Genomic DNA, 10,299 nt, shown 5'->3' with positions numbered 1-10,299 from the left:
ATCCCGGGATCCCCGGCAAGCCTATGCGGTCCGAGGGGTCATTTTGGTCGCTTTTCGCCCTTTCCTGCGCGAAGGTGAACTTTCGCGAACACACACGCATCGGCTGGAAAGCCCCTAGGCCCCCGAGGCCTCCGCCGGCAGGGGAAGCCCGGTGCCTAGGGCCTGGGCGTAGAGCACCAGGGGGTCCAGGTCCAGCCCCCCGGGCCAGACCGGGGCCCCGAGTTCCGGATCCACCCGCACCTGGGCGAAGAAGCCGGGGTCCCGGAGGCGGGAGAGGAGCCCGGGAAGCTCCAGGGCCGAAAGGTCCACCACCCCCTCCTTCCCGTCCGAGAAGCGGAGCCAGAGCTTTAAGACCTCCAGGGGCCTGGCCTCCACCACTTCCACCACCATCCCCTCCAGACTACTCCAGGGGTGGGATGGGCCTCAGGGGCTCGCCCCGCCGGGCCCGCTCCCAGTTCTCTAGGAGGGCTTCCCGGTGCAGGGAGGCCCACTCCACCACCAGCCCCAAGGCCCTAGGGGGAAGGCTCCCCGCAAGGATCCGGAGGTCGCGGATGGCCACCAGGGCATGGTGTTCCCCGTAGCGGACGTGGAAGTGCGGGGGGTCGTGGTCCTGGTAGTACATGGCCACCACCAGGCCAAGGAAGCGGCTGATCACGGGCATGGGTAGAGCCTACCGGGGAGGCTCCGGACCCCGCCCCAAGAAGGCCCCTCTCGCCCACCCTAAGGCCCCTAGAAGGCCGGGGGGCATGGGGAGGGGTAAGGAAGGTGCCCCCCCGCCCACCCCCCGCCCTAAAAGCCGTTTTAGGGGCGGTCCTCGAGGGGGGAAGTCGGGGTTTTTGCCGTCCTGGACGGCGAAAATCGCGCGTGGGTGGGGTAAATATGTGAGGTATCTCACTTTCTCTCGGATCTCGCAGTGCCTACCCCAAGGAAAAACAAAATTTTTGCGACTTTCAGGAAAAAGAAGGGGGACTTTAGCCGTTAGCTACGCTAAGGGGACTTTCTCAGCTTGCTAATACAGCCCCTTCGGGGCTGGCGGGGGCTGCACCCCCACGACCCCGCCTGTATACCCTGATAGCCACCAGGCTTGTGGACACCCTTCCGCCACGTGCTGGACAGCGAAAACCCCGATTTTTGGGGGGCCCTTTAGCCATCCACACTCAACCCTGTCCCCGCATCCGCTTGAGCCAGTTGGAGGCCGTGGTGGGGCTCACCCCCGCTTCCCTGGCTAGGGCCCGGGCGGTGATGGCCTCGTCCCGGCTCTGCAGGCGCTTCAGGGCCTCCGTGAGCTTCTCCTCCGCCTCCTGCCTGCGCCGGGATCCACGCTTCCGCCCCCCGAGGGAGGCCCCCGTCTGCACCGCCTCCTGGAGCTCCTCCCCCTGGAGGGGCGGGATCAGGGCCCGGGCCTGAGGAGAGAGGCGGCTCCGGTCCGGCCGCCCCGTGGAGGAGACCGCGTACACCCGTCCGCCCTGGTAGCGGTCGTAGGTCCACTTCGCCACGCTCTTGGCCGTGTGGTGGACCTCCCGGGGGCTCAGGAGCCCCTTGGGGTGGTCCCGGAAGAGGGCCTGGTTCAGGGCGTGGGCCCTCTGCTCCACCCAGGCCCGGAAGGCCTCCCGGCCCCCGGGGACGCCCCGGAAGAGGGCCACGTGGGCGTAGGCCTCCGCCCGCAGGCGGTCAAACAGGGCGCAGTTCCGCCCGTAGGAGGCGAGGCCCGGGCTCAGCCGCCTCCGGGTCCCGGGGGGAAGGAGCCCCTGGAGCTCCCGGTGGAGGTCCCGCAGGCTCCACCGCTTCCCCCCGCCCCAGGTCCACTCCGGGGGGTGGAGAAAGGGGTTCCGGGAGAGGAGCCCCGTGTAGCCCGGGTCCGCCCCGTAGTAGGCCTCCAGCAGGGCCTCCACCTCCGCCAGGAGGGCCAGGGCCCCCTTCAGGCTCTCCTCCCGCCCGGGCGGGGGCTTGAGGGGGATGGGGTCCAGCTCGTACCAGGCGTGGAAGTGGCCCGATCGCGGGTTGACCAGGACCAGGGAGGGGGGGAGGGCACGAAGCCTCTCCTCCGCCTGGGGCCAGGGAAGGTCCACGTCCACCACGAGCCGCAAGACGGCGTGGGGGTAGTGGCCCACCTGGACGTGGACCCTCTTGAGGGCGTTCTCCCGCTTGTAGACGCGCACCCCCGCCTGGGGATCGTCCGTGGCGTAGGGGTAGCGGGGGAGGGTCTGGGCGAAGTGGGCGAGGTAGGGCCGCTGGAAGGCCTCCCGGGCCCGCTCCGAGCGGGGGGGAGGGGCCAGGAGGTGGGCGCGAAGGGCCTCCAGGGGGAGGCCGTAGAAGGCCGCGAAGAGGGAGAGGGCCCTCTCCCCCAGGGCGCGGTCCTTCTGGAGGAGGTTCAGAATGCTGGCAAGGGTTTTACGGGCTTCCTCGTGATGAAGGCTTCCCGGCCGGATTGGAGTTTCCACGCTTGCCTCCTTCCCCCGGCCGGGTTAGGATGGAGGCCTCCTGGGGAGGAGAGGCCTCGGCTGTTCATCCGGCCGGGGTCTTTGCACATAACCCCCATTCTAGGGCAAGCTCCCAGGGCCAGGTTCCCAAGAACCCCAAGGAAAGGCTTCCCCAAAGCTCAAGGCGTAGGCGGGCCAGGTGCGAACCCCCTGGCTCACCGCCCCCAGAACCGCCACCAGGGCCGCCTCCTCAAGGTAGCTTCGCTGACCGGGGGCTCCAGGGCCTTCAAGGCCTCCCTGAGGCAGGCGTTCTCCTCCCGCAGGGCCCGGAGTTCCCCCTCCACCCGCTCCAGCCGTTCGGCCAGGGCCCGGAGGAGGGCCAGGGCCTCCCCCTCGGAGGGGAGGGCGAGGCCGGCGGCCGGGAAGTCCCCCTGGACCCGGGCCAGGGCCTCCTCCAGGGGGAGGCCTTCCCGCAGGTGGGCCTCCCGGGCCGCCTGGAGGCGGGCCAGGGCCTCCTTGGGCCAGAGCCGGCCCCCCCGGGGGTCCCGGGGCAGGGGGCCCACCACCCCCTCCCACAGGGCGGCGTAGCGCCGGAGGGTGGCCGGGGAGACCCCCAGGGCCCGGGCGGCCAGGTGGGGGGGCAGGAGGGTCTGGCCGAGGTCTTCCCCTTCCGAGTGGTCCATGACCGCAGTCTACCCAGGCGCTCAGGGTGAGCGCTTACCGCTCACCCCCGGCGCTGAGCGGGCGCTCACCCCCTTGGGGCGATTCCGGAAGGGCGCACCGAAGGGCCTAGCCACCCAGACAAAGGCGGCCCTCCTTGGGTAAGCTCAGGGGCGTGCGGGAGAAGCCCGTCCGGCTCACCGCCCACGCTCGTATGCGCCTCGCCCGAGGAGCCACCCAGGAAGAGGTGGAGCGGGCCATACGGGAAGCCCCCTGGGCGCCAGCCCTGGAGGGAAGGTGGAGCGCCACCCTAGAGTTCCCTTTCGCGGGGGAGTGGAACGGTCGGCGCTACAATGCCAAGCAGGTTCGGCCCATCTTCGTGGAGGAAGAGGACGCCTTAGTGGTCATCACCGTTTACGTCTACTTCCTGCCCAAGGGGGGTCTCTGAAAGGAGGAAGCATGCGAATCACTTACGACCCGGAAGCCGATGCCCTCTACATCGCCTTCGGGGAGGGCCCCGCCACCGTGGAGGAGGTAGCCCCGGGGGTAGCCCTGGACTGGGACAGGGAGGGAAGGCTCTTGGGGATTGAGATCCTGGACGCCAGCCGGCGCCTCTCGGACCCCAGGGCCCTCTCCCGCCTCCTCCTGGAGGCCCTCCCCACCTGGGAGAAGACGGGGGCCTAGGCCGTCCGGTCGGGCAGGATGGGGCCCTCCGGAACGACGACCAGGCGGAGCTCCTCTCCCTGGAAGGGGGCGTAGGGCGTAGACCAGGGGGGTCTTCCCCGCCTCCTCCCCTCGGCCTTCGCGGCCGTAAGCCTCAATGGACTCCCGGGCCCGGGCAAGGAGGTGGGCGCGAAAGGAAAGCCACCCTGGCCTCCCAGGGTGGTCCATCGGAGAGCCGGCCCCTTCGCCCTACTGGGACAACCCCCCTTCCGCGTCCGGCTCGGGAGGAAGGACGGGCGCGGTGTCAGGCGCGGGCACGACCCTCAAGGTGCCAACCGACTGCACCTGGACGGCTTGCTGGCTCCACGCCGCAGAGAAGTTGATCTGGGGGTCCAGCTGGGCGGCCTGGCCCGGGCGGCGAAGCTGGGTCAGGTCCACCGACGCGGCGAAGACCCAGGCCCGGTAGTTCCCGGGGGGAAGCTGGAGACCGGCGTTCTGGGTGAACTGGACCTGGGTGGCCGTGGTGTACCAGGTTAACAATCGGGAGGTCGGGTTTCCTTGGTTGTCCAGCTGCCAGAGCTCCACAAAATAGGACTTGGCCCCGGAGACGGAGGACCAGGAAAAGGTGGCGCTGTTCTGGGTGGCCTGGACCGTGACGTTCTGAGGCTGGGGCAAGGTGGAGTTGGCGTCCAACTTAAAGGTGCGGTTGAGGCTCTGGCTGGCGTTGAGGGTGGCGCTGATGGTGTGGTCCCCTGAAGCGGGCACTACCCCGGACCTAAGCAACCACCAGAACACGGGCCCGGAAAGTGAACTCCAAAAAGGACCGTAGGTGACGGGAGAGGCGCTGCTGGGGCCGGTCACGGTCACCTTAAACCCGTCCGGGCTGGTGGGGGCCTGCAGGTCCGCCCAAAGGATGACGGCCAGGCCCGGGTTCTGCCCCCCGTAGTTCCAGGTCCCCAGGGAGGCGTTGACGGTGCGGGTGTCCCCGCCCCCCTGACCACCGCATCCCACGAGGCCCAAAACCAGGATCAACCCCAAAGTGCCCACTTGCTCCGGTTCATAGGCGAACCTCCTCCAATAGCCCCTAGCTCGAGGCTCTCCAGATAGGCGGGGCTAGAGGCATTTTAGCAAAACGGGCTTTTCCCGGACTCCAGGGGAAACCGCACCTCCGCACGGGTCTGGCAGTCCGAGGGGAAGGAAGTAGGGTTGCCTACCCTCCCAGAAGCCGCTTCACCCACGCCCTCCGGGCCTCCCGGTAGGCCTCCCGCTTCGTCTGGCCCCGCGCGAGGACGGTTTCCGGGCCCACCTCGGCGCTGGCGATGTACCCCTCCCCCTCGGGATCCCGGGCGGCCGAGGGGGCCCCATAGCGGTCCCACCCCTCGGCGATGGTCTCGGCGATGAGCGCCAAAAGGCCCTCCTCCCAGGCCTCGGGGGGGAGGTCCAGGGCGTGGCGGCCGTACCGCTGGCGCAGGTAGGTGCAGAAGGGCCCCAGGTCGGGGTCCTCATCGGGGTCGGGGAGGCCCCGGGCCACCTCCCTGAGGAGGCGGGCCAGCCTCCGGATCACGCCCCACCCCCCTTCCGGTGCATCGCCCACCACTCCCCGAGGGTCCGGGGAGGCTCCTCGGGGTAGAGGCGCATCCCGATGGGGGAGAGGGGGGCCTTGGGCCACGCCTCCACGGCCTTCCGCCAGGGCGGGGCCTTCCATTGGCCCGAGGGATCCCGCAGGTGCCGGTCCCCCCAGAGCTTCTGCACCCTGCGGCGGATCTCCTGGACCTGGCTCCACACCCCGCTGAACATGGGCAGGTTCCCCAGGGCCTTCATGTGGCCCACGAGGGCCCTCCAGTCCCCCTCGGCGGCGTAGGCCAGGGCCTCCTCCAGGAGGGCCCGGTGGAAGGAGGGCTCCAGGAACCAGGTCCACCGCCCCCGCTGGTCCTTCCGCAGGACGTACGTGGGCTTCCACTCCCCCTCCCGCCAGGCCACCCAGTAGAGGGGGCGCTTGGGTTCGAGGGAGGCCTCCACCCGCCGCATCCCCTCCCCGGGGAGGGGGTGCGGGGCCAGGAGCATGAGGGGCCAGGTGGGAGGAGGGTTCTCCGGGGGCATCACGCTCACCGGGGCCAGGAGGAGGTGGGCCACGGGCAGGCGGGCCTCCTTCCTGATGGCCCTGGCCTTGGGGCCGATGAGGACCGCGTACCGGCTGTCCAGCTTCTTCACGGCGGCCAAGATTTTCTCCACGGGGACCATCTGGACCTGCCACCAGGTGTACCCGTCCCGGCTCACCAGGCGCAGGGCCTGGGCCAGGAGGGCCGTCTGGCCTCTGAGGAGGGGGTAGTCCTCGGGGTCGGTCATGGCGGTCTACTCCTGGGCGGCCCCGGAGAAGAGGGGGGGCGTGTCGGAGGGGGGCGTGTCGGAAGGCTCCTTGGAGGGGCCTTGAGGTTGCTCGTTAGGCGGCTCTTGCGCCTTCTCTTTTGTCGCCCTAGCTCGGTACTCCTCCGCAAGCATCGTCAGGGCCTCTCGGGCGAGCTCGGAAAGCGTCATACCGTGCTCCCTGGCGAGGGCTTCCAGAGCGCTATGGGTGGCGGGATCCAGGCGCAGAGTGAGGCGCTCCTCGAGGCGGGGCTTGGCCTTCTCCTTTAGGCGCTTCTGTAGGCGGGACAGGGTAGACATGATGGCCTCCCTTAGGGGGGAGGGTAGCGCGGGGGTGGGGAGTTGTCAAGGAAATGCGCTTCTCTTCACGCGTTCCTGGGTGTTGTCGGGCTCTTAATGAGGTTCCTTTGGGCGACCCGCTTGACCCGGGGCGGCGGGCCCAAGTAGGCTGGGAGCTGAACCCTAACCCGGGTGGTGCCGGGGCCGGACAAGTAGCCTAGGAGCTGCCACTCCGATGGCGAACGCCGGGGAAGCGGGGTGCCGGGGGAAAATCCTGGCTCGCCCCGCACTCAACGCGGCGCTCCGGGGGCACAGCCTCCGGTTCGACCGCAATCCACATACCCCGAGGGATCGGGGGCGACGGTTGGGCGACCCGGAAAGGGTCCTGGGGGCGAACCCCCAGGGCTGACCGCGGGAAAGTGGGTGAAAGGCCCACCCACGGGATGGGGTGAACCCATAGCCCCATCACGTGTGCGGAGCAGGCCGGTGCTGAGGGTGCCGCGAGGCACCAGGGGGCTGAGGGAGACTGGAGGCCCCGCTGACCCGGGACAACCGGGGGCGCACGACAGCTAGGCCTGTAACGGGGAGGGTGCGAACCCCTCCCTGCTCCGAGCCGCCCGCCTGGGGTCCGTGAAGTCCTGGCCGTGCCTGGAGTACCCCGAGCTCCGGAACCTCGTAGGGGGAAAGGGCCACGCAAGCGGCCAGGGCGTAGCGAAGGCGGGAAGTGGCAAGTACCGCGGCCTAACGGGGGAACCTCTCGGCCTGGACCCCGGACCTGTGGCAGCAGGGGAGAAGGGGTCCCGGTGAGCCGTGGGGAGTACCCGCTGGCGTAAGGGGGCTTGGACCCCCTGAGGCGGCGGCGAAAACCCGGCGCGCGAGAGGGGGAGACCGGGCGAGTACGAGGGGGAACGGCTGCGTGGGGGGCCCCGTACCCCATGCGGTGCGCGAACCTGGCCCGCGTTCGCGGGATGTAGGAAAGCCCGGACCGGCTTACCCTGGGGCTTCCACCCCAGGGGGCCTCGGCACCGCTTCGGGGGCGGGGGGCAACCCCTGCCCCGACAACCGGGAGAGGGATCCCGAGGGGAAGGTGGAGTACCCGAGGGACTCGGAAGTTCTGGGGCGTGAAGCCTCAGGTGTCGCAGGAAAAGGCGCTTGGCCTCCCCCAGGGGAGGCCTCCGGGAGGAGGCGGATCCTGGCGAGGAGGTGGGCGTGGCGGCCACGGGCCTAACCGTGGCGGCGACCGCCAGGCGGCGTCCCAAAACGCCAGGGGGCGACAGGGCCGAGAAGGGGTTGACCGGGAAGGTCGGCCCGAAAGCGCCGGCGTGGTGGGCTGGCCGGGAAGGTTGGCCCAGAAAGGGCGCCCAAGCGGTGAGCCGGCCGAGGCGCGAGGCGCCCAGGGCCGGTCCCGTGGGAGGCGCTAGGAAGAGGCGCGAGGAGTGGGCTGGCCGAGGTCGGCCTGGCCGAGAAGGTCGCCCCGAGAGGGCGCAGCGGGAGTCGCCGTGGTCCCCCGGCCTCACAGGGGGGGAAGGGAACTGCCAGAGTGCCGGCTGGCCGCGGGCCTCAACGCGGTGGTGGCCACGGGCCTAACCGTGGCGGCGAAGGCCGGCCAAACGGGCCAGCCACGGCGTCCTCCGGCCGTACAGGAGGGGGCGTTCCCGGGCCCAGAAACCGGGAGATGGGAAGCCCGGAGCTCCCCGCGGGGGGTTCCCGGGCGGTGGCCGGAAGGGCCTGCGGGCCCGGAAGGACACGAATCTCAGGGCGAGAAGCCCACCCTTAGGGGGACACCCTTATCCCCCGCCCCCGGCTGACCTTCAGCCGGGGTTTTCGTTTTGGCCCTCCTCGCCCCTCCAAAGGCCCCTAGAAGGCCGGGGTAGGGGTGGGGGCTATTCCCCTCTTGGCCACCGAGGGGGCGGCCTTCTAGGGCCCCTAGGGGCCGGGAGAAGGGGCCCCGGGAAGCTCCGAGGGAGGAAGGGGCAGGCGCAGCACCGCCTCCCCCAGGAGCCTCCCCCGCCTCACCACCCCCAGGGCCAGGACCAGGCCCCCGGGGGCGGGGAGGAGGTGGGGCCTCCGGGCCAGGAAGCGCACCACGAAGGGGGCCTCCCCGGGAAGCCGCACCCGCACCCGTCCCACCCCCTCCAGGGCCCCGAGCCACTCCCCCAGCAGGGTGAAGGCCAGGGGCTCCCCCGGAAGGGCCTCCACGGGGGCCTCCCCCAGGGGGCGGCACGCGGCCAGGTGGAGGGAGGTGGCGAACCCTTCCCCGTCCGTGCGCAGGTGGAGGCGCACCCAGAAGAGCCCCGGGGGAACTCCCCCTTGGGGCACCAGAAGCGGCGCAGGCGGGCGAAGAGGCCCCGGGCCTCCAGGCGGAGGGCCTTCCGCCCCGGGAGGCGGGAGAGGTGGGCGGGGCCTTCCAGGTGGGCCCGGTGGAGGGGCCAGGGGGTGGGGTCCACTGGCCTCAGGGTAAGGGGGGCTTGTATCCTGGAAAACCAAAGGAGGTGCCATGAAAGCAAAACGGCTTGCCCTGATGGCTCTGGGACTTAGCCTCGGCCTCCTCCTCACCGCCTGCCCCCAAACCCCTCCGCCTAGCGGGGGCGGTGGAGGCGGAGGGGGTAGCGGCGGAGGCGGCGGAAGCGGCACCACCGTCACCGTCCGCCAGCTGGACTCCGGGCCCCTGGTGGGGGCCTACTACCGGGTGGGGAGCGGGAGCTGGCAGACGCTCACCTTCAGCGGCGGCCAGGCCACCTTCACCGCCACCGGGGACTACGAGGTGGCCGTGCGCTGCCAGAGCGGGCCGAACGTGCCCACCGACATCTATCTCTTCAAGGCCACGGTGAGCCAGGCGACCGCTCTAAGCTTCTCCTGCGAGAACGGACCCACTTACCCCCGGACCTTCGAAGTCAACCTGCCCGAAAGCATCGGCAGCTACACGCTTCAGCCAGGGGACACGGTGGCTGTCGGCAACGAGATGAAAACCTACACGGGCTCCAACCCCGTCTCCCTCACCGCCTACACTACCGATGGGACGCAAGAGGTCCTCTTCACGGTTCTCCGTCCCGAGGGCGAGGGCGGCCCCATACCGAGCTCCGTCACTCCCATCGGCTACAAGCTGGCGACGCTCGTGGTAGGGCCAGATGCGCCCACGACCGTGGACGCCACGGGATGGCAGCCTTTCTCCGGGGCCCGGAACATCGCTTCCCTCGAAGTGCCTCAGGGCTACATCGGAGGCGCCTTGGTGTACTTCTTCCGCAACGGCATGGGGGTCATTAGTCCCGTGGGACTGGCCGACCGCTACGGGCTTCTCAACGTTTCGGGCAAGTACCTCGGCGTCGCCCAGGCGGCCCCCGCGGACCCGAACAGCGTGGGCAGCCTGCTCATGGTGGTCAAGGACACCGGAGGGAACGACTGGACGCCGAGCCTCATGAACCCCTGGGAGGCGGGACAGTTCAGCGTGGACGGAGCCACCTTCACCCTAGCCCACCCGCAGGCCCAGATGTACGAGCTCACGGTCAACAACGGGCTCGTACAGGACGCGGAAGGGGGTTACAACCTGAGGGCGCGGATCGTGGTCTACGCTAACGGGAGCACCACCTACACGGTTCCCGTGGTGCCTGGCCTGAGGTACGCCCTCGAGGGCTTCGCCAGCCGCTCCGTGAGCCTCGACCTCATGGCCTTCCGGGGAACCCTGGCCGCGACCCAAGTCCTCTTCTCCACGCGGGTGCCTACGGAAGACGAGCTGGCCGGGGTAGACCTGGCTTGGGCGCAGCGCTACGTCTACTTCAGCGGCTCCTCCTACACCCTGCCCTAGAAGCTTCGCGGGACACCCGGGGGCCCTACTTGGCCCCCGGGTTTTTGCAAGTCCATGCCTGCCCCTATCCCCGGGATCTCCGGGGGAGAAGATGCATAAACCCCGCAGGTC

General features: G+C 70.1%; 12 protein-coding genes. 3 read left to right on the top strand and 9 right to left on the bottom strand.

Annotated features, from left to right (window positions below):
- Window positions 1-114: 114 nt before the first annotated feature.
- From A0O31_RS13535 to A0O31_RS13530, 4 genes are all read right to left on the bottom strand, one after another.
- Complete coding sequence (locus tag A0O31_RS13535) at window positions 115-390, bottom strand: DUF2442 domain-containing protein (RefSeq protein WP_126186935.1); 276 nt, start codon at window positions 388-390, stop codon at window positions 115-117.
- Between the two features lie 10 nt (window positions 391-400).
- A complete protein-coding gene (locus A0O31_RS12585; protein ID WP_071678294.1) occupies window positions 401-661 on the bottom strand; it encodes a DUF4160 domain-containing protein in 261 nt (86 codons plus the stop codon).
- A gap of 496 nt (window positions 662-1,157) precedes the next feature.
- Complete coding sequence (locus tag A0O31_RS12580; protein WP_071678293.1) at window positions 1,158-2,441, bottom strand: replication initiation protein; 1,284 nt, start codon at window positions 2,439-2,441, stop codon at window positions 1,158-1,160.
- 194 nt (window positions 2,442-2,635) lie between these two features.
- Complete coding sequence (locus A0O31_RS13530) at window positions 2,636-3,103, bottom strand: MerR family transcriptional regulator (RefSeq protein WP_071678292.1); 468 nt, start codon at window positions 3,101-3,103, stop codon at window positions 2,636-2,638.
- 152 nt (window positions 3,104-3,255) lie between these two features.
- On the opposite strand from A0O31_RS13530, the gene A0O31_RS12570 reads away from it, so the two are divergent.
- Complete coding sequence (locus tag A0O31_RS12570; protein WP_152024493.1) at window positions 3,256-3,528, top strand: DUF4258 domain-containing protein; 273 nt, start codon at window positions 3,256-3,258, stop codon at window positions 3,526-3,528.
- Between the two features lie 11 nt (window positions 3,529-3,539).
- Window positions 3,540-3,764, top strand: coding sequence for a DUF2283 domain-containing protein (locus A0O31_RS12565; protein ID WP_071678291.1), 225 nt, complete (start codon window positions 3,540-3,542; stop codon window positions 3,762-3,764).
- Window positions 3,765-3,992: 228 nt separating this feature from the next.
- Here the strand turns inward: A0O31_RS12565 and A0O31_RS13385 are convergent, their stop codons facing one another.
- From A0O31_RS13385 to A0O31_RS12540, 5 genes are all read right to left on the bottom strand, one after another.
- On the bottom strand, window positions 3,993-4,775 hold the full coding sequence (locus tag A0O31_RS13385) for a hypothetical protein (RefSeq protein WP_237259085.1): 783 nt from the start codon (window positions 4,773-4,775) through the stop codon (window positions 3,993-3,995).
- A gap of 178 nt (window positions 4,776-4,953) precedes the next feature.
- Window positions 4,954-5,307, bottom strand: coding sequence for a hypothetical protein (locus A0O31_RS12555; protein WP_071678290.1), 354 nt, complete (start codon window positions 5,305-5,307; stop codon window positions 4,954-4,956).
- Complete coding sequence (locus A0O31_RS12550) at window positions 5,304-6,089, bottom strand: hypothetical protein (RefSeq protein ID WP_071678289.1); 786 nt, start codon at window positions 6,087-6,089, stop codon at window positions 5,304-5,306. The genes A0O31_RS12555 and A0O31_RS12550 overlap by 4 nt, the downstream gene beginning before the upstream one ends.
- A gap of 6 nt (window positions 6,090-6,095) precedes the next feature.
- Window positions 6,096-6,407 (bottom strand): ribbon-helix-helix domain-containing protein, encoded by a 312-nt coding sequence (locus A0O31_RS12545; RefSeq protein WP_071678288.1) that lies wholly within the window; start codon window positions 6,405-6,407, stop codon window positions 6,096-6,098.
- A gap of 1,905 nt (window positions 6,408-8,312) precedes the next feature.
- Window positions 8,313-8,669: a hypothetical protein gene (locus A0O31_RS12540; RefSeq protein WP_237259086.1), complete on the bottom strand. Its 357-nt coding sequence runs from the start codon at window positions 8,667-8,669 to the stop codon at window positions 8,313-8,315.
- A gap of 214 nt (window positions 8,670-8,883) precedes the next feature.
- Here A0O31_RS12540 and A0O31_RS12535 point away from each other — a divergent pair, with 214 nt between their 5' ends.
- Window positions 8,884-10,188: a hypothetical protein gene (locus tag A0O31_RS12535; protein WP_071678287.1), complete on the top strand. Its 1,305-nt coding sequence runs from the start codon at window positions 8,884-8,886 to the stop codon at window positions 10,186-10,188.
- Window positions 10,189-10,299 lie beyond the last annotated feature (111 nt).

Origin of the sequence: Thermus brockianus, from assembly GCF_001880325.1 — a bacterium.
In the GTDB taxonomy this organism is placed as follows: domain Bacteria; phylum Deinococcota; class Deinococci; order Deinococcales; family Thermaceae; genus Thermus; species Thermus brockianus.
The sequence above is the reverse complement of the archived record's forward strand: the minus strand, read 5'-3'. Positions and strand labels throughout refer to the sequence as shown.